A 17,892-nucleotide genomic window follows, 5' to 3' on the forward strand; every position below is an offset into this window, starting at 1 on the left:
GGCGGGCGGGGCCGGCGGCTGGTGCGACGGGAGCAACCGCGGTGCCGCCAGCGCGGCAGTCGCGCGCCGCAGCGGAGCGCAGGGGGCCCGCCACCGCGGCCACCGCGGGCGCCGCGCCGACCGCGGCCAAGGCCACGCAGGCCCGGCCGTCCCGGGCCGCCCTCGACCGCCTACCTCGGGCGGTACAACTACGCCGTCCACCTCACGACGTCGGGGACCTACCTCCACGAGAACCCCAAGGCCAACACGTACGGCGGCCACCGCAACGTCACCCACGGCTGCATCGGCCTCGCCGACGACGGAACGGCGCGCCGCTTCTTCGAGCAGGTCATCCCCGGCGACATCGTCCGCGTCACCGGATCGAAGGACCAGGTCGTCGCCGGCAACGGCTACGGCGACTGGAACGTCCCGTGGTCCGCGTGGCTGGGCCTCAGCGCCCTCTGACCCGTCGCTGTCGGTGCGGGGGCGCCCGTCTGTGCGCCCGGGCGCCTCCGTGCGCCCCCGCGGGAGGGGTGACCGTGCACCGGAACCCCCCAGACCATGAACTGCTGCCATCGACCGGGCCGCCGCGACCGCGTGCGACCACGACTCCGTGGGAGCGGTGACGGCATGTCGGTCACTGCGGGGCGCCACGATCATCCGGAACAACTCAGTCTTGACGGGGGAACGATGGGACGACGCTGGCTGGTCACGGGATGCTCCTCCGGCCTCGGGTACGCCCTGGCCACGGCCGCGGCCAGGGCCGGGGACGAACTGGCGGTCACCGCCCGCAAGACCGCCGACCTGGAGGAACTGGCGGCCGCCTGGCGCGGCCGTATCACCCCCATCCCCCTCGAGTTACGTGACGCCGCCTCGTGCGACGAGGCCGTCCGTATCGCGGTGGACCGCCTCGGCGGTATCGACATCCTCGTCAACAACGCCGGCGTCGGATTGTTCGGCGCGGTCGAGGAAGTCTCGGACGCCGAACTGCGCGACCAGCTGGAGGCCCTGCTCGTCGGCCCCTGGCGGCTCACCCGCCTCGTCCTGCCGTTGATGCGGGCCCAGGGGCACGGTCACATCCTCAACGTCTCCTCCGTGGTCGGCCGGATGGCCTTCCCGGGCCTGGCCGCCTACGTCGCCGGAAAGCACGCCCTCGAAGGCATGAGCCAGGCACTGGCCATCGAGGCCGCCCCGCACAACATCCGCGTCACCGTGCTCGAACCGGGCATGTTCGCCACGCGCTACGGCACGTCCATGACCGAAGCGGGCCATCGGGTCCCCGCCTACGACGGGACGAACCGCGAGATGCTCGAAGGCTCCCGCGGCCTCGCCGACAACCCGGAGACCGGCCGCCCCGAGGACTTCGCGGCACGGGTCCTCGACATCGTCGCCACCGCCGCGCCCACGCCCCTGCGGATCCCCGTCGGCGACGACGCGTACGGCTATCTGGACCTGGCCGAACAGGAAGCCCGCGAGGAATTGGCCGCAGCCCGAATCCTCGCGCAGGGCCCACCTCCCGCCTAGCGGCGGCACCCCCTGCCTAGCGGCGGCCGGACGATCGTCCTCCGCTACTGAGCGAAATAGTCATCGCCGGCTACCGCCGCACCCGCGGCAACTGCCGCTTGAAAGCACTCCTCGGCGATCACCGCGAAGCTGTGGGCGCGGCGGTCCCTCGCTTCTTCCGCGAGTTCGAGCCACCCGGTCCGGGCCTGGCTCCAGTGGGTGCGTGCGGGGCCGCCCCTGAAGTGTCCTGTGAGCATGAGGCGCAGTTGGACATCGGTGAGTGAGCCGAGGCGGTATGCGTTCTCCCAGCCGCTCAGGATCAGATTCGTGAAGGCGATGCGCTCCCATTCCGCGGTGGTCATGGCGACTACCGGCGGTTCCCAGCACTGCCGGAGTTCGGGCTTGGAGATGGCCAGCAACACCAGTTCGCGGTGGCTGCTCCGGTTGGTTTCCGCCTGGGCGATACGCGTCTGCCTCGCCTGGTACGCCAGGGATGCGATGACGCCGGCGAGCGCGACCATCGACAGGGGAACCGATACGGCACCGTACGTCTGACTGATCTCGCTCAGTTTCGCCCAGTCGGTTCCCGACGGTCCGACCGCTCGGAGGAAGAACGGGGTGATGAGAATGAGTCCCAGGAAAAGGAGACCGCTCACGGCCAAGTAGGCCGTGGCCGTCCCGATTTCCCTCCTGGTCCTTGTCGTTCCTAACACCTGGACCCACCTCTGCTCGGAAACCGTCCTTGACCTTATCGACGCGGAGCTACCCCCAAGCCGTTCCGGGGGGAACCGGTGACAAGGGGCACGGCGGCGCTGATGGTGCGCACCGCGACCGACCGCGAGCCGGCTGCGCCGTGTGTCGAGGGCCCCGGACGTTCCGCCTGCGGATGCACGGCGTTCAGCTGTGATACCCCATCGCTCTCTACGTTCAGGGGGTCAAGAGATAGTCAAGTGTCTATGGAGGTTCCGTGAGCGGGCGGTTGCATAATGCACGACGTTGGGGTGCGCCCCTGGTGGCGGCGGTGGCCGCGGCGTCGGTGACCATGGTGATCAGCCCGACGATGGGTGCCTCCGCCACCGCGCCGAGCGCGCAGGCGAGGACCCAGGCGAAGAACGTCATCTTCATCAACGGTGACGGCATGGGGGCCGCGGCCCGCGAGGCGGCCCGGCTGCACCTGGCCGGCCTGGACGGGCAGCTGGCGATGGACAAGCTCACCGCGTCCGGTCAGCTGACCACCACGCCGCACGACCCGAAGTCCGTGGTGACGGACTCCGCGGCGGCCGCGACGGCGTGGGCCACCGGGGAGAAGACGTACAACGGCGCGATCAGCGTCGACGTCGACGGCAACCCGCTGGCGACGCTGGGCCAGCAGGCCAAGGCGGCCGGAAAGTCCACCGGTCTGGTCACCACCGCACAGGTCACGGACGCTTCCCCGGCCGCGTTCTTCGCCAACACCGCGAACCGGTCGGCGCAGGACGAGATCGCCCGCCAGTACCTCGACGTCAGCAAGCCGGACGTCATCCTCGGCGGCGGCGAGGACTGGTGGCTGCCCAAGGGCACCCCCGGCGCGTTCCAGGACAAGCCCGCCGAGGACCCGACCGAGGGCAGCCTCGGCACCAAGGGCAACCTCATCAACAAGGCCCAGCGGGCCGGCTACACGTACGTCTCCAGCGCCAAGCAGCTGGACAAGGCCAAGGGCGGCAAGCTCCTCGGCCTGTTCAGCAACGAGGAGATGTTCCAGCAGCGGCCCGAGGGCCAGGGCGATGTCTACAGCCCGGTGGTCGATCTCGCGACCATGACCACCAAGGCCCTGACGACGCTGGACAAGAACAGGAAGGGCTTCTTCCTGTTCGTCGAGGAAGAGGGCACCGACGAGTTCGCGCACGCCAACAACGGTGCCCGTCTCCTGCAGTCGATGCAGCAGCTGGAGAAGACGGTCGCGGTCGCCCGCGCCTACGTCGCCACCCACCCCGACACCCTGCTGGTCGTCACCGGTGACCACGAGACCGGTGGTCTGGCGGTGGAGGAGAACGACCCCAACGACGAGTCCGGAACCGCCATCTCCGCGGAGGACGGCCCGTTCACCATCGCGGGCAGCAGCAGGACGTTCACCCTGGACTGGACGACGTCGGGTCACACCAGCGTGGACGTGCCGGTGACGGCCAGCGGTCCGCTGTCCGACCGCTTCTCCGGCAAGCACCCCAACACCTACGTGCACGACGTGCTCGCCCAGGTGCTGGCACCCCGCCGCTGAACGACCCATCGCACAAGGCCGGGCCCCGCGGAGAGGATCTGCGGGGCCCGGCCTCGTGTGCGTGAACGGCCGGCAGCCCTGAAGGGCAGCCTTCACGGGATCCGGCGGTGGACGTCCTCCAGCAGGTTCCGCATGGCCATGCGGAAGATCTCGGCCTGCTGGTCGCCCAGGAACGCGGTGTGCCCGAACACCTCCAGGACGACCAGGCCGTGCAGATGTCCCCACGCGCTCAGCAGCAGAGCGGTCGCGGGGGGCGGCAGGTATCCCAGACCGTAGTGCGGGAGCTGTTCCAGGTACGTGCGCAGTGAGGGCGAGAGCGCGGGGGCGTCGGCCGCGGCGAGTTGCGCTGCGGTGAAACCCGCGAACATCTCGCGCTCGAAGATCGAGCTCATCCGGCGCGTCGCCTGGGTGGTCGGGCCGTCGGTGGGTGCCGCGTAGTCCCGCAGCGGCGTTCCGTACAGGAGTTGGAAGCGCTCGGGATGGGCGATGGCCCACCGGCGGTAGCCCTCGGCGGCGACCACCAGGCGCGGCAGAGCCGAGTCGTCCGCCACGGTGTCGACGGCAGCCTGCACGGCATCGGCCAGGTCGTCGTACGCCTTGGTGACGAGCACCGTGACGAGAGCGTCCCGGCTCGGAAAGTAGTGGTAGAGCGCCTGCACCGTCATGCCGAGGCTGCGGGCGACCGCTCGCAGGGACAGGGCCGCGGGTCCGTGTTCGGTGATGTGATGCTCCGCGGCGTCCAGGATCTCCTGGGTGGCGGCGGCCCGGCGGCGCTCGCGCAGGGTTGGCGGGGCCATGGCGTGTTCCTCTACGGCAGGCGGCGACCTACGACGGTCGCCCCGGTGGGCCACCCGAACCAGCGGGGTGTGAAGAAAATCTAACACTGCCAAATTTTCCGCCGCCTCACTAACGTCGCTCATGGCGACGAAGAGTGCGACACGCACCTGCTTCCGACGGGGGTGAACCGACTCCGCGGAGCACCGCGCGCCCGGCCCCCGTGGGTCGACTCCGGCCGCTTCGCGTCGTTTTCACCGTAGGGACACCAAAGGAGAGCGTTCGTGTTTGAACACATAGCCGAACTGGCGATTCGCCGGTCCCGGCTGATCCTCATCGTCGCCGTCGTGGCTGTGGCCCTGATGGGTGTCCTGGGCACCGGCGCGTTCGGCACGTTGCTGGGCGGCGGCTACGACGACCCGGCCTCCCCTTCCACCCGGGCCGGGAAGGTCATCGACGAGAAGTTCGGCGGGGAGACGAACCTGGTCCTGCTGGTCCGCGCCTCCGAAGGGCGCGTCGACACCCCGGCCGCCCAGCAGAGCGGCCGCGCCCTGGTGGCCGACCTCAAGAAGAACCAGAACCTGGAGAACGTCATCTCCTACTGGGACACCGCCGGCCCCGACCTCCTGTCCAAGGACGGCCGCGAAGCCATGGTGCTCGCCCATGTGAAGGGTGACGACACGGAGCGGGGGGAGAACGCCAAGAGCGTCATCGACGCCTACACCGGACCGTACGAGGGCGCGCTCACCGTCCAGGCCGGCGGCGGCGCCGCCGTGACCAGCGAGATGGGGACCCAGTCGGGCGAGGATCTCGTCCTGGCCGAGGGCATCGCCGTGCCGCTCACGCTCATACTGCTCCTGCTCGTCTTCGGCAGCGTGGTCTCAGCCCTCCTGCCCCTGGTGATCGGCACCATCGCCATCGTGGGCACGTTCGCGGAGCTCTACGTCCTCGGCAGCGTCACCGACGTCTCCATCTTCGCGATCAATCTGACCACTGCCCTGGGGCTCGGCCTGGGCATCGACTACGCCCTGCTCATGGTCAGCCGCTTCCGGGAGCAACTCGCGGCAGGGGCCGGCGTGGACGACGCCGTCCGGCGGACGGTGAGCACCGCGGGCCGCACGGTGGCGTTCTCCGCCGCCACGGTGGCGGCCGCACTCGGAGCACTCCTGGTGTTCCCCCAGTACTTCCTGCGCTCGTTCGGCTACGCCGGGATCGGCGTCGTCGCCATCGCGGCCCTCAGCACCCTGTTCGTCATGCCGGCCCTGTTCGTCGTCCTGGGCCACCGGGTCAACAGCGGGCGGCTGCCGTGGGCGAAGCCCGGGCGCTCCGACACCCGGGCCCCGTTCTGGGGACGGCTGGCCGGCACCGTCATGCGGCGGCCCGCACTCACCGCACTGCCGGTGCTCGCGGTCCTGCTGCTGGCGGCGAGCCCGCTGCTGGGCATCACCTTCGGCACACCGGATGAACGCGTGCTGCCCGACGACGCCGCGAGCCGCCAGGTCTCGTCGGTCCTGCGGGAGAAGTTCAACGGCAGCGACGACGCGGCCCTCCACGTCGTCATCGACCAACCTGTGAGCAAGGCCCCACTGGAGTCGTACGCGGTCGAACTGTCCGGACTCAAGGGCGTCGTCCGCGTCGAGACCAGCACAGGAATGTACGCCGGCGGACGGTCCACGGCGACCGACCCGGGCAACACCGCCCTCGGCCGCCCCGACGCACAGCAGATCAACGTGGTGAGCAGCCTGTCACCGAAGTCGGGGGAGGCCCAGAGCCTCGTCGAGGAGGTGAGGGCGGTCGCCCCGCCCGCCGGAACACACTCCCTGGTCGGCGGAGTCGACGCCGCACTGGTCGACTCCAAGGCCTCGATCGCCGACCGGCTCCCGCTCGCCGTGGCCCTGGTCGCCCTCACCACCTTCCTCCTGCTGTTCCTGTTCACCGGCAGCGTCGTGCAGCCGCTGCGTGCGCTGCTCCTCAACATGATCAGCCTGGGAGCGACCCTCGGCGTCATGACCTGGATCTTCCAGGACGGCCACCTCTCCTCTCTGCTCGGTTTCACCGCGCAGCCCATGGAGGTGTCCATGACCGTGCTGATGTTCTGCATCGCCTTCGCACTGTCGATGGACTACGAGGTGTTCGTCACCAGCCGCATCAAGGAACTGCACGACCTGGGCGAGGACAACGCGTCCGCCGTGACCAACGGCCTCGGGCACACCGGACGCATCGTCACCGCGGCGGCCTGCCTGCTCGCGGTGAGCTTCTTCGCCTTCGGGACGGCCGAACTCAGCTTCATGCAGATGTTCGGCCTGGGCAGCGGACTGGCCGTGCTCATCGACGCCGTCGCCGTACGCGGCATCCTCGTACCCGCCGCGATGCGGCTGCTCGGCCGCCATGCCTGGTACGCGCCCGGCTTCCTGCGCACGTTCCACGGGCGATTCGGCCTCAGCGAAGGCGGCCCGGTGCATGAGCCCACGGCGGAACTCGTCGTCGAGTCGCCGTACACGAAGAACTCGACGCACGTCTGACGACACATCAGTGCGCCAAGGCTCTGCCCGCCTCCATCACCCGGAGGCGGGCACAGCTGTCGGCTGTCGGCTGCCGACCGCGCTCCCTCGCGCTCCGGGGGCAGGAGCTCGCCCTTGAGCGCTTGGCTGTGATGCAACCGGGTGACGTGGGATGTATGCCGTCGGACGTTCGGTCGGCGGAGGGCGGGGATCCGGTACATGTGGTCTCTTGTTCCTGACCGCATACTCCAAGAGGTGCCCTCATGTCCTTGCGCCCCGTTCTCGGCGCCGTCGCCAGTGCCTCGCTCCTGCTACTGCTCAACGTCCCCACGGCATCGGCGGACCCGAGCGAGGTCATGACAGTCGACTCGACCGGAAGCCTCGCAGCCGACGGGACAGTCACCCTCTCCGGCACCTACCGCTGTGCGAGTGGACAGAATCCCGTGTTCGTCTCCTCCTCCATGTCCCAGGGTGACACCGGTGTCCGCTACGGCATCGGCGGCAGCAACGCCGTCTGCGACCATGCGGAGCACCGTTGGACCAACTCCGCGACGCTTGCCCCGGGCACCGTCAAGGTCGGCGCCGTCCGCGTTGAAGCCACCGTGATGGAACTGGACTCCAGCTCAGGCCTCCCGCTGCCGAGGATCCACGTGGCCCAGCAGCAGGACATCGAGCTCGTCGCGGGCTGAGCCACCCAAACCCACCGCGGCGGTGACCGTCGACTCTCGCGGCCGGGGCCGTTGCCACGCCCGGCTCATCCGGACGGCTCCTCCACTGCGGCGATGTCCGGGAGACTCCGGGTGCTTTCCTCCAGCAGCCGGCGGGCGGCCTCCAGCCTGGCGGACTCCACGTAAGCGGCCGGAGTGGTGGCGGCGCGCCGGCGGAACGGCCGGGAGAAGTGACGGACGCTCAGGTGCAGTCTCATGGCGAGGGTTTCGGCGGAGAGGTCCTCAGCCAGGTGCTCGGCGATCCACACCCGCAGCTCGTCGATCCGGTCGCCCGCGGACGCCTGGACGGAGAGCGGCACGCTGAACTGGCTCTGCCCGCCGGAGCGTTTCACATACATGACCATCATCCGGGCGGTGGTCAGCGCGAGCGCCTGACGCTGGTCCTCGGCGACCATCGCCAGCGCCATGTCCATCCCCGACGTGACACCGGCACAGGTCCACACGCTCCCGGAGCCGTTCCCGGAGCTGTTCTCGGAGTCGTTCCCCGATCGGATGAAGATCGGATCGGGGTCGACCGCGACCCGCGGGTGCTCGGCGGCCGGTCGGGCGGCGGTGAGCCAGTGGGTCGTGGCGGGCCTGCCGTCGAGCAGCCCCGCCGCGGCCAGCAGGTGCGCACCCGCGCAGATCGACCCGACCCGGCCGGCCCGGGCCACCGGGCCGCCGTCGGCCGTCGCGATCCGCACGGCGTAGCCGGGTCGGTCGGGTCCGGCGACCCGGGTGGCGACCGAGAACACCTCGGCAGGTCCGGTGACGTCCAGCAACTCGACGCCGGGGAAGGCGACGACGACTCTGTGGGGTGGCTGGGGCATGCCCTGATGATGTCGTCCGGCCTTGGACGGCCGCAATGACGAGGTTCTGGCGGATCCGGCCATGGGGCCGTCCGGCCGGTACAGCATGTTCCCGCAGCGCTGCCCGGCTGTCCGCCCTCAGGCCAGGAGTTTGGTCTTGGCCAGCTCGAATTCCTTGTCCGTGATGTCGCCGTGGTTCTTGAGTTCGGCGAGCCTGGCGAGCTCGTCGGTGGTGCTGCTGGTGCCGGCGGCGGCACGTACGTAGGTCTGGAACTCGTCCTGATGGCGTTTGGCCTGGTGCACGTCTCGCTCGTGCATGCCGCTGCCTCGCACGATCAGGTACACGAAGACGCCCAGGAACGGCAGGATCAGAACGAAGAACGCCCAGAAGGCCTTCATCCAGCCGTTCAGTTCGTGGTCACGGAAGATGTCCGCGATGACACGGAAGAGCAGCATGAACCACAGCACCCACAGAAAGATGACCGCTATGGTCCAGAACAGGTTCAGCAACGGATAGTCCGATGCCAGGTTCACCGATTGGTTCATGGTCTTCTCCGTCGGTCGCGGTTTTCAGGCCGGACTTGCCCCACGGTGTGATGACTTCCGGCCAGGCGCCTCACCCTGTCCGGGTGACGTGGCCGGGCCTGCGGCTACGGCCCGGCACGGGCGATGCCGAACACACCGGTCGGTCAGGAATGGCTTGCTGATGTCCCGGAGCGTGCGGGGGTGCACAGCGCGTAGATGACGAAGATGTCGATGGCGATCAGGACGATCGCCCAGAACGGGTTGTAGGGCACCCACATGAAGTTGGCGATCAGGCTCAGTCCGACGAGGATGACGCCGACGGCGCGCGCCCACACCGCTCCGGAGAACAGGGCGCAGCCCGCGAGAAGCACGATGATGCCGAGGATGAGATGGATCCAGCCCCAGCTGGTCAGGTTGAACTGGAACGTGTAGTTCGTGGTTCTGACGAACAGGTCGTCCTTGGCGATGGCGGAGATCCCCTCGAGGATGGCCATGGCCCCGCTGAAGATCATCATGATCGCTGCGAACATGATCCAGCCGGACTGTGCCGTGAACGATGAACCGCCGGTACGGGTGCCCGCGGCCTGCGGCTGGTTGACGTTGCTGGCCATAGGTGCCTCCGTGATCAGGGGAGTCGCGCGGAGCGGCCCTCTGAGCAGGCCGGTCGGCAGCTCCTCTTCCAGAGTTCCACGACAATGCCGATCTCGCTCACTGTGCCCGTCGGGATGATGACAGTGGGTGCTGGCGCGGCTACCTGGGGCGACGCTGCCCGTCGGGCGCCTTGGTGAACAGCGCCCTGCCGGAGGAGGCATTCACGGCGAATGCGGCCGCGCTGAACGGAGGAGCCGCGCGAGGGGGCGGGTTGCCCGCGGATGGCCGCGGGCGAGACACCGGCTTCGCACGAGGAGCTTCCTCACACAAGGGACCTCCTCGCATAAGGGACTTCATTGCGTAGTGGACTTCCGCCCCCGGACTCCGGGATCGGACACCAGGGTCCGGGCTCCTCAAGTATCGTGCTCCGGTGGACCAGTTGATCACCGAAGACCCGACTCATATCGGCCCGTACCGCCTGATAGCCCGCCTGGGGGCGGGCGGGATGGGCCTGGTCTACCTGGGCCGCTCGGAGGCCGGACGGACCGTGGCCGTGAAGGTGGTACAGGCCGAGCACGCCCAGCACCCCGAATTCCGCAAGCGGTTCGCGCGTGAGGTAGCGGCCGCCCGTCGGGTGGGCGGGGCCTGGACGGCGGACGTGCTCGACGCCGATACCGAGGCGGCCGTGCCCTGGGTGGCGACCCAGTACATCCCGGGGCCCGACCTGCACACCGTGGTCGCCAAGGACTTCGGACCGCTGCCCGAGCACTCGGTCCGCACCCTCGCCAACCGTCTCGCCCTCGCGCTGCAGGCTGTCCACGAGGTGGGCCTGATCCACCGCGACCTGAAGCCGTCCAACGTCCTCGTCACCGTCGACGGCCCCCGCGTCATCGACTTCGGCATCGCCCGGGCGATGGACAGCCTCGCCGGGGACAGCCTGCGCACCCGCACCGGCATGCTGATCGGCTCCCCGGGGTTCATGTCGCCGGAGCAGGTGCGAGGCCTTGAACTCACCCCCGCCAGCGATGTCTTCTGCCTGGGCGCCGTCCTCGTCTACGCCGCGACCGGGCGCCTCCTCTTCGGCGCCACGGACACCGGTCTCAACGCCCATCTCTTCCGGATCGCCGAGGAGGAGGCGGACCTGGCCGGCGTACCGGAGACGCTGGTCGATCTCGTACGCGCCTGTCTGCAGAAGAACCCGGCCGAGCGGCCCGCACTGCAGCAGATCGCCGCGCAGACCGGGGCCGACGGGAACGGCGAATGGCTGCCCGGCCCGGTGCTGGCCCAACTCGGTCGGCACGCCGCCCAGTTGTTGGACTACGCCCCTGCGACGCGGACCGCTCCACCGGCCCCGGCTCCCCTCGTCCCCGTTCAGCCGCTGCCCCCCATGCCCGTGTACACCCCGACGTCCCCGGCGGACTTCCGCCCGGCGCCGGGCTTCGGCCCGCCGCCGGGCCCGTACCCCGGCGCCTGGCCCGCGCCCCCCGTCCCGGCGGACGTCCACGGACCGCATCGCCGGCGCTGGTGGGGTCTGGTGGTGATCACGCTGGCGCAGCTGCTGGTGCTGATCAATGCGTCGTATCTGGGCATGATCGGGCCGTCCCTCATGGCCGATCTGCAGATCCCCCATGCCGACCTTGGTTCGCTGTACCTTGCCTATCCGCTCGCCTTCGGTGGTCTGCTCTTCCTCGGCGGTCGCCTCGCGGATCTCATGGGCCGCAAACGGGCGCTGGTCATCGGTCTGGCCGGCTTCGCGGTGGCCTCCGCGCTCGGCGGCGCGGCCGCGGGCGGCGACATGCTGATCTGGGCCATGGCGCTGCAGGGTGTCTTCGCCGCGCTGCTGTGGCCGTCGGCGCTGTCCCTGCTGGCCACCTCTTTCGCCGACCCGAAGGAGCGCGGCAGGGCCTTCGGGGTCTTCGGCGTCATTGCCGGCGGCGGCTCGGCGATCGGCCTGCTCGTGGGCGGCTGGCTGGTCACGAGACTGGACTGGCGCCTCGGCCTGTACATCAACGTCCTGATCGCATTGGTCGCCGTGATCGGCGCGGCCACCCTGGTGCACGACCGTCCGGGCCGCACCACGGCGGGCCTGGACGTGCTCGGCGCGGTGCTCGGCACCGGCGGGTTCTTCGCCCTCACCTTCGGCTTCGACAAGGCGGGGACGTGGGGCTGGACCGACCCCCGGATCGGGGCCCTGCTGGTGGGTGGCGTCCTGCTGCTCGCGGCCTTCGTGTGGTGGCAGACCCAGGCGTCGAGCCCGTTCCTGCCGCCCTACGTCTTCAGGGACCGGGGCCGCCTCGGCGCCTTCCTCACGATGGTCCTGGCGGGCATGGGCCTTGTCGCGCTGTTCCTGACCCAGACCTTCTACCTCCAGGATGTCCTCGGCTACGATCCGTTCCGTTCCGGTGTGGCCTTCCTTCCGACGCTCGGCGCGATGGTCATCGGTTCCACCCAGGTCTCCGCCCGTCTGCTGCACCGCGTCGGCCCCCGCACCTTGATGGTGCCGGGCCTGGCACTCGTGGCCGTCGGTGTTCTGCTCCTGACGCGCCTCACGCTCGACAGCACCTACACCGCCCAGGTACTGCCGAGCATGCTCCTCAGCGGCCTCGGAACGGGGATGGCGCTGATGCCGCTCTTCGCCATCGCGACGGCCGGCACCACCCCGCAGGACTCCGGTGTGACCTCGGCAACGGTGAACACCGCCCAGCAGTTGGGGGGTCTGATCGGAGCGGTGGGGTTCAGCGGCATCCTCGGCTCGGCCATCGTCGCCCGAGTGCGCGATCTGTCCGGGCTTCCGCCAGGCGTTGACGCGCTTGCCCGGAGCGGGCGCGCCATCAGCCAGCGTGGACTCCCGACGTCGCTGTCGAAGCCGCTCGCCGAAGCGACCATGAGCGGATACATCCACACCCTCTGGTGGGTGGCCGGCATCCTGCTGCTCGCGGCTCTGGTCGCGGGCCTGATGATCCCGTCCACCGCCCCCGCGACCGGGCCGACACCTCTTTACGGCCAGGGCGGCCGCCTCGGAGGTTCATGACGCGTGAGCTGAAGGTGAGCGACGCGGGGGAGCTCAACTCCCGCACGGAGTGAGCCGCGTAGAGCGTCATGATCAAGGGCAGGCGTGACGAGATGCCGGCTCGGCCTGCCACTTCGTCGAGGTGGCAGGCTTGTCCAGGACGGGTCTAGGCCGGACGTGGACTCGGGGCCATTTCCCGCCGAGGCGGTTGAGCATGGCCGGATCGGTTACGGCGAATACGCGAAGCCGACCTCGTAGTAGCGTCCGCGGGAATCAGCCCCGACATGTTCGAACGCGGTGCCGTTGGCGGGCCCGCGTTGGTGGGCCTGGGCCGTCGGGGGTCCACCCCCGCATGCCGATAACGGGAACAGCCGTTTTCGTTTAGGGTGAGAGGATGCCTCGCTTGACCGACGAGCGCCGTGAAGAACGGCGCCGCCACATCCTGACCAGCGCCTGGACCTGTTTCTCCGGGAACGGCTTCCATGCCACGTCGATGGACGATGTGATCGCCGCGACCGGCATGTCCTCCAGCGCCGTCTACCGGTATTTCCGGAGCAAGGACGACCTCATCGACGCGGCCGCCGACGAGGCCCTGGCTCTGGTCCGGAGCCTGTTCGACGGATTGCTGGAGCAGCGGCCCACCGCGTCGCCCGCCGAGGTGGTGGCGGCGATGGTGGGTGAGGTCCGGGACCGTGACTCCCGGTCGGAGTACGACCTCACGCGGATCGCCATCCAGTCGTGGGGGGAGGCTTTGCGCAGGCCGGGCATGGAGGAACGCATCCGTGCCTTCTATCTCGGTGTGCAGAGTCAGCTGGCGGAACTGGCGCTGCGGTGGCGCGAGGAGGGCCACGTCGCGGCGGATGCCGATCCCCGGGGGATCGCCATGGTGCTGATGACGCTCATGCCGGGGCTCCTCGTCGGCCGGCACCTGGTGGCACCCGTGTCCGCCGAGCACCTCATCGAGGGGCTGTCGTCCCTCGGTTCGGCGTCCTGGAACGCCTGACGCACCGGTCGGGCGTCAGGAGCCGTCAAAGGTGGCGACGTTGCGGATGAGGGTGGGGACGGACGTGGAGGCGGAAGTCGACACGACCTTGTCTCCTTGAAACGCGGGGTCATCGCGTGGAGTGAAGGGGCAGGTGTTCGGCCAGTTGCCGGAGCACTTCGGCCGGCTCGGCCGGGACTCCGTCTGCGGCCAGGTAGCCGTCTGGGCGGACCAGCAGGGCGGTGCGCAGTCCGGGCACGTGGCGCACGGCCAGGACGCCCCGCTGCCCGTCGTGCTGTGACGGTTCCGATGGAGTGGGCTCGCCGCGGGTGGGGAGGGCCAGCGTCCAGCGCAGGCCCGCCTGCGGAACGGTCAGCGGCGAGACCCGGTCTCCGATGCGGGGGAAGCCGTGGTCGGGCTCCTGGGCGTAGCCGACGTCCAGTTGGGCGAGCTTGCGCGTGAGCCACGCGGTGATGCCCGCAGTGGTCGCGGCGGCGACGAGCAGGTCGTTGCGGAGCCGGCCCGCAGCCGGGTCGCGCAGGGTGGCCATCCTCGCGAACTGGCTGGTGAAGGCGACCAGTTCGGAGGCGATCGGGTGCCGCTCGCGGTGGTAGCTGTCCAGCAGTTCGGCGGGGGCGCTGCCGGTGAGGACGGCGTGCAGTTTCCAGGCCAGGTTGCCGGCGTCCTGGATGCCGGTGTTCATGCCTTGGGCGCCGGCCGGGCTGTGGGTGTGGGCGGCGTCGCCTGCGAGGAAGACCGGCCCGGCCCGGAACCGCTCGGCCACCCGCTCCTGGATGCGGAACATGGAGGCAGCCACCACCTCCGCCACCCGGATGCCTCCCCCCACCGGTCCACGTTCGGCCACCAGCCGTTCCAGTTCCCAGGCCGACGGCGCGGCCGACCCCGGAGCGGCGGGAATCACGATGCGGTGCAGGCCGCCGGCGAGCGGCGAGAGGAGCAGCATGCCCGCGGGGGAGAGGAAGAAGGTGGTGTCGTCCTCCGCGGGGCCGTCGGCTCCCGCGGTCAGGCGGACGTCGGCGAGGGCGAACAACTGCTCGGGAGCCTCGCCGGGGAAGCCGATTCCGGCGGCTGTACGGACCGCACTGTGCAGCCCGTCGCAGCCCACGAGGTAGCGCGCGGAGACCGAGCGCAGCAGGCCTTCCGGATCGGCGATCACCGCCGTGATCCCGGGGAAGTCGGGGGTGAAGCCGAGGAACCGGTGTCCCCGGTGCAGTTTGCCGCCGAGCTCCCGCAGACGTCGGAGCAGGTGCTCCTCCGTGGTCTGCTGGGACGCGAGCAGGACGTAGGGGTAGGGCGTGTCCAGGTCGGCGTAGGAAGCGCGCAGCAGGGTCCGCTCCCGGTCGTGGACGCGAAACCCCCGGGCCCGCTCACCCGCCGCCACCAGGTGCTCGGCGACGCCGATCCGGTCCAGGTATTCGAGGGAGCGCGGCTGGAGCGCCGCCGCCCTGCTGCCGGTCCGGATGTCGGCGGCCCGGTCGATCAGAAGGTGGTCCACGCCCAGCTGCCGAAGGCTCGCGGCCAGGGTCGACCCGGCGGGGCCCCCGCCGACGATCAGGACGTCGGTGTGCGCGGGAAGGGCGGTGGTGGGCGACGTAGACATGACGCCTCCTCGTCGTGCGGGACCTCACGCGGTCGGAGGGAAGCCCCGTCACTTCATGGCGAAACGAGCGTTTTCGTTTCATCGTGAAGCTAGCACTTGCGGAACGCTTAACGTAAACGAACGTTCTTGTTTGGTGTCGTGTCGGGAGGTGTGTCAGCGGTGGGCCTCATGAGCGGATGATCATCGTTTGAGAGCTCGGTACCGCTTGAGCAGTGCCGTGATCTTCGCAGGGTCGGCGGCGCCGTTCAGTTCGGTGAGGAGGTCGTCGGGGCACAGCTCGTAGTGCTCCCCCCACCATCGGCGTCCTGTGTTGTCCCAGATCCGATAGCCGCCCGGGACTCCCCTTGCCACGTACCGCCTCTTGCTCACTGTGCCGCCCCCAGGTTCGCTACGGTTCGGTCCAGGGTATGGCCGCCACACGGCGGCCCCGGCCGCCTCAGCTGAGCTGCTCGGCCGGACCGACGACGATGCCTTCGGATCCCGGCCTGTTCACCTCGGCGGATCCTCGCCCGTCAGACCGTCGACGGATTCGCGGATGAGGTCGGCATGACCGACGTGGCGGGCGTACTCCTCGATGAGGTCCAGGAGAATGCGGCGGAGGTTGGGACGTTCGCCGCTGCGGGTGACATAGGCGCCGAACTGATCCAGGCCGCCCGCGCTGAGCGCTGTGTCGACAAGGGCGCGCGAGCGCGCGACCGATTCCTGCCAGAGAGTGCGCAGGTGCTCGGGAGAGTCCTCGGCGGCCGAGCGGTAGTCCCAGTCGGGGACGCTGTCCCAGTCGACGGTGTCCCAGGGGGCGCCGACCGGAGAGCCGAGCCACAGCCGGGCGAAATGGCTGTCCTCCACGTGCGCCAGATGCTTGAGCAGGCCGCCCAGAGTGACGCTGGATGCGCCGACCGTGGTCCGCAGGCCGGCCGCGTCCAGGCCGGAGCACTTCCAGGCGAGCGTGGCCCGCTGGCGTTCGAGAGCGCCGACGACGGCCGCCGCCTCGGTACCGGCGAGTGGGGGTTCGGGCCACGATTCCGCAGTGATCTCAGTCATGGCCGCAGACTCTAGCGAACGGCTCCGACAGCGCGGCCTCCTTCGGGCGGTGCCGCAGCCAGGCGCGCCATCGTCCACGTGTGAGGACGAGTACGACGACGACCGCGAGGACGGCGGTGCCGGCCAGTTCTGCGATCAGCCAGGGAAACCTACGACGCGCCCGCTGCCGCGGTGGACGGGGTCCGCCCCGGCCGCCGGGCCTGATGACACGAGGTGAACGGCGAATGCTGGCAGACTGCGATCACGGCGATGCGCCCGCCATCAGCGCAAGCGCACCAGCGCATCAGCGCACCGGTCGACGGAAGAGGAGAGCGAGATCGTGGGAGCAGGGGAACTTCCTCCCGGTCAGCGTCTGACCAAGGGCTGGCCGGTCGCGCACTACGGGCCCGTGCCGAAGTTCCGACCTGATCGCTGGAACCTGCAGGTGTTCGGCGCCACCGCCACCGGGGCCCAGTACAGCTGGACCTTCGAGGAGGTCTCCGCTCTGGCCGGCATCACGATCGAGACGGACATGCACTGCGCCTCGGGCCCGACCTCCACCGGTCACGAGTTCTTCGGCGTGCCGGCCGCCACCCTGCTGGAACTGGCGCCGCCGGCCCCCCGGGTGACCCACGTGATGGCCTGGGCCGAATACGGCTACAGCGCCAACCTCCGCCTCAGCGACTTCGACTCGGCTCGGACCCTGCTGGCCACCCACCACAACGGTGAGCAGCTCACCGCTGAACACGGCTTCCCGCTGCGCCTCGTGGTCCCTCACCTGTACGGCTACAAGGGCCCGAAATGGCTTCGCGCCATCGAGTACATGACGCAGGACCGCCGAGGATTCTGGGAAGAGCGCGGATACCACAACATCGGTGACCCCTGGACGGAGCAACGCCACTCCTACCAGGAGGAGTAGGGCTCACGTACCGGCGCCGCTGCTCCTGCCGGCCGGATGAACCGGTGCAACGACCGGACGGCGGCGTTCAGAGATCATCAACGGGCACTTCGGGCTAGGTGTCGCCGCCGTCCGGTTCGGCGTAGAAGCAGAGCCGGTCCCCGTCGAGGCGCCACCTGGCGGTGAGTCCGTCGGCGTCCCGCTCGCCGGGCGGGGCGAGCGTCGCGAGGGGCTCGCCGTCGAGTTCGCCGTCGTTGTACTCGGCCAGCCACCACCGGTACGACGGCGCGAGCGAGCCCATGGCCGACTCCGTCGAGCGGATCCACACCTCCGGCGCACCCGACCCGGGCCGGGTGGTGATCGCAGGCGATGTGTCGATCAAGATGCGAAGCAGGGCGAGGTCGGGGAGCACGGCCGCGGGTTTGTCACAGGCGCCGACGCGACCCCGGTACCCCCTTGGTGCCGGCGCCGGTGGTTAGCTGGTGGCCTTGACAGCGGATTCGATCAGGCGGGTGTGGTCGTCGCCGGGTGGCTGTTCCAGCTGGAGGCGTCGGCGAAGCCGGCGTGCACCAGCACGATCGTCGGCTTGGCCCCGGGCGTGCCGTGGCCGGCGGCCGCGGCCGTGGAGCTGCCCGGGGTGACGAAGGCCGCTGTCGCGGCAGTGGCCGCTCCGGTGGCGATCACTCTTCGGCGGGTGAACGTACGGCGTTCGGGCTTG

General features: G+C 69.9%; 18 protein-coding genes. 8 read left to right on the plus strand and 10 right to left on the minus strand.

The window, feature by feature from the left end:
- The first annotated feature begins 21 nt into the window (after positions 1-21).
- Positions 22-444, plus strand: a complete 423-nt coding sequence (locus tag LNW72_RS41885; RefSeq protein WP_250979695.1) for a L,D-transpeptidase — start codon at positions 22-24, stop codon at positions 442-444.
- Positions 445-669: 225 nt separating this feature from the next.
- Entirely contained in the window at positions 670-1,503 is an 834-nt protein-coding gene (locus tag LNW72_RS38680; RefSeq protein WP_250979696.1) for an SDR family oxidoreductase, read from the plus strand.
- A 44-nt stretch (positions 1,504-1,547) separates the two neighbouring features.
- On the opposite strand, the gene LNW72_RS38685 is transcribed toward LNW72_RS38680, so the two are convergent.
- A complete protein-coding gene (locus tag LNW72_RS38685) occupies positions 1,548-2,138 on the minus strand; it encodes a DUF6082 family protein (RefSeq protein ID WP_250979697.1) in 591 nt (196 codons plus the stop codon).
- A 386-nt stretch (positions 2,139-2,524) separates the two neighbouring features.
- Between LNW72_RS38685 and LNW72_RS38690 the strand changes: the two genes are divergently transcribed.
- Positions 2,525-3,736, plus strand: coding sequence for an alkaline phosphatase (locus tag LNW72_RS38690; RefSeq protein ID WP_374117443.1), 1,212 nt, complete (start codon positions 2,525-2,527; stop codon positions 3,734-3,736).
- A 92-nt stretch (positions 3,737-3,828) separates the two neighbouring features.
- On the opposite strand, the gene LNW72_RS38695 is transcribed toward LNW72_RS38690, so the two are convergent.
- On the minus strand, positions 3,829-4,533 hold the full coding sequence (locus LNW72_RS38695; RefSeq protein ID WP_250979699.1) for a TetR/AcrR family transcriptional regulator: 705 nt from the start codon (positions 4,531-4,533) through the stop codon (positions 3,829-3,831).
- Between the two features lie 261 nt (positions 4,534-4,794).
- On the opposite strand from LNW72_RS38695, the gene LNW72_RS38700 reads away from it, so the two are divergent.
- Together LNW72_RS38700 and LNW72_RS38705 are read left to right on the plus strand one after the other, a co-directional pair.
- Positions 4,795-7,032: an MMPL family transporter gene (locus tag LNW72_RS38700; protein WP_250979700.1), complete on the plus strand. Its 2,238-nt coding sequence runs from the start codon at positions 4,795-4,797 to the stop codon at positions 7,030-7,032.
- Between the two features lie 242 nt (positions 7,033-7,274).
- Entirely contained in the window at positions 7,275-7,700 is a 426-nt protein-coding gene (locus LNW72_RS38705) for a DUF6299 family protein (RefSeq protein WP_250979701.1), read from the plus strand.
- 65 nt (positions 7,701-7,765) lie between these two features.
- On the opposite strand, the gene LNW72_RS38710 is transcribed toward LNW72_RS38705, so the two are convergent.
- From LNW72_RS38710 to LNW72_RS38720, 3 genes are all read right to left on the minus strand, one after another.
- On the minus strand, positions 7,766-8,548 hold the full coding sequence (locus LNW72_RS38710) for a GlxA family transcriptional regulator (protein WP_250979702.1): 783 nt from the start codon (positions 8,546-8,548) through the stop codon (positions 7,766-7,768).
- 117 nt (positions 8,549-8,665) lie between these two features.
- Positions 8,666-9,073: an SHOCT domain-containing protein gene (locus LNW72_RS38715; RefSeq protein ID WP_250979703.1), complete on the minus strand. Its 408-nt coding sequence runs from the start codon at positions 9,071-9,073 to the stop codon at positions 8,666-8,668.
- 143 nt (positions 9,074-9,216) lie between these two features.
- Positions 9,217-9,663, minus strand: coding sequence for a hypothetical protein (locus tag LNW72_RS38720; RefSeq protein ID WP_250979704.1), 447 nt, complete (start codon positions 9,661-9,663; stop codon positions 9,217-9,219).
- A 410-nt stretch (positions 9,664-10,073) separates the two neighbouring features.
- Between LNW72_RS38720 and LNW72_RS38725 the strand changes: the two genes are divergently transcribed.
- Both LNW72_RS38725 and LNW72_RS38730 read left to right on the plus strand, forming a co-directional pair.
- The gene (locus tag LNW72_RS38725; RefSeq protein ID WP_250979705.1) at positions 10,074-12,674 is read left to right on the plus strand and encodes an MDR family MFS transporter; all 2,601 of its coding nucleotides are present in this window, start codon (positions 10,074-10,076) and stop codon (positions 12,672-12,674) included.
- A 373-nt stretch (positions 12,675-13,047) separates the two neighbouring features.
- On the plus strand, positions 13,048-13,656 hold the full coding sequence (locus tag LNW72_RS38730; RefSeq protein ID WP_250979706.1) for a TetR/AcrR family transcriptional regulator: 609 nt from the start codon (positions 13,048-13,050) through the stop codon (positions 13,654-13,656).
- Positions 13,657-13,765: 109 nt separating this feature from the next.
- Here LNW72_RS38730 and LNW72_RS38735 read toward each other — a convergent pair whose 3' ends face one another.
- The 3 genes from LNW72_RS38735 to LNW72_RS38745 form a co-directional block, all read right to left on the minus strand.
- Positions 13,766-15,256 (minus strand): FAD-dependent monooxygenase, encoded by a 1,491-nt coding sequence (locus LNW72_RS38735; RefSeq protein ID WP_250979707.1) that lies wholly within the window; start codon positions 15,254-15,256, stop codon positions 13,766-13,768.
- A gap of 180 nt (positions 15,257-15,436) precedes the next feature.
- Positions 15,437-15,625, minus strand: coding sequence for a hypothetical protein (locus tag LNW72_RS38740; RefSeq protein ID WP_250979708.1), 189 nt, complete (start codon positions 15,623-15,625; stop codon positions 15,437-15,439).
- 120 nt (positions 15,626-15,745) lie between these two features.
- Positions 15,746-16,297: a DinB family protein gene (locus tag LNW72_RS38745; protein ID WP_250979709.1), complete on the minus strand. Its 552-nt coding sequence runs from the start codon at positions 16,295-16,297 to the stop codon at positions 15,746-15,748.
- A 319-nt stretch (positions 16,298-16,616) separates the two neighbouring features.
- On the opposite strand from LNW72_RS38745, the gene LNW72_RS38750 reads away from it, so the two are divergent.
- The gene (locus LNW72_RS38750) at positions 16,617-17,195 is read left to right on the plus strand and encodes a molybdopterin-dependent oxidoreductase (protein WP_250979710.1); all 579 of its coding nucleotides are present in this window, start codon (positions 16,617-16,619) and stop codon (positions 17,193-17,195) included.
- A 94-nt stretch (positions 17,196-17,289) separates the two neighbouring features.
- Here LNW72_RS38750 and LNW72_RS38755 read toward each other — a convergent pair whose 3' ends face one another.
- Both LNW72_RS38755 and LNW72_RS38760 read right to left on the minus strand, forming a co-directional pair.
- Positions 17,290-17,556 carry a hypothetical protein gene (locus LNW72_RS38755; RefSeq protein ID WP_250979711.1) on the minus strand — a complete coding sequence of 89 codons (267 nt, stop codon included), beginning with the start codon at positions 17,554-17,556 and terminating at the stop codon, positions 17,290-17,292.
- A 122-nt stretch (positions 17,557-17,678) separates the two neighbouring features.
- On the minus strand, positions 17,679-17,858 hold the full coding sequence (locus LNW72_RS38760; protein ID WP_250979712.1) for a hypothetical protein: 180 nt from the start codon (positions 17,856-17,858) through the stop codon (positions 17,679-17,681).
- Between the last annotated feature and the right edge of the window lie 34 nt (positions 17,859-17,892).

Origin of the sequence: Streptomyces sp. RKAG293 (genome assembly GCF_023701745.1) — a bacterium.
Classification (GTDB): Bacteria; Actinomycetota; Actinomycetes; order Streptomycetales; family Streptomycetaceae; genus Actinacidiphila.

Coding starts and splice junctions, on each gene's coding strand:
- LNW72_RS38730 (WP_250979706.1), top strand. CDS start 13,048: ATGCCTCGCTTGACCGACGAGCGCCGTGAAGAACGGCGCCGCCACATC.
- LNW72_RS38735 (WP_250979707.1), bottom strand. CDS start 15,256: ATGTCTACGTCGCCCACCACCGCCCTTCCCGCGCACACCGACGTCCTG.
- LNW72_RS38715 (WP_250979703.1), bottom strand. CDS start 9,073: ATGAACCAATCGGTGAACCTGGCATCGGACTATCCGTTGCTGAACCTG.
- LNW72_RS38680 (WP_250979696.1), top strand. CDS start 670: ATGGGACGACGCTGGCTGGTCACGGGATGCTCCTCCGGCCTCGGGTAC.
- LNW72_RS38745 (WP_250979709.1), bottom strand. CDS start 16,297: ATGACTGAGATCACTGCGGAATCGTGGCCCGAACCCCCACTCGCCGGT.
- LNW72_RS38690 (WP_374117443.1), top strand. CDS start 2,525: ATGGTGATCAGCCCGACGATGGGTGCCTCCGCCACCGCGCCGAGCGCG.
- LNW72_RS38705 (WP_250979701.1), top strand. CDS start 7,275: ATGTCCTTGCGCCCCGTTCTCGGCGCCGTCGCCAGTGCCTCGCTCCTG.
- LNW72_RS38710 (WP_250979702.1), bottom strand. CDS start 8,548: ATGCCCCAGCCACCCCACAGAGTCGTCGTCGCCTTCCCCGGCGTCGAG.
- LNW72_RS38695 (WP_250979699.1), bottom strand. CDS start 4,533: ATGGCCCCGCCAACCCTGCGCGAGCGCCGCCGGGCCGCCGCCACCCAG.
- LNW72_RS38720 (WP_250979704.1), bottom strand. CDS start 9,663: ATGGCCAGCAACGTCAACCAGCCGCAGGCCGCGGGCACCCGTACCGGC.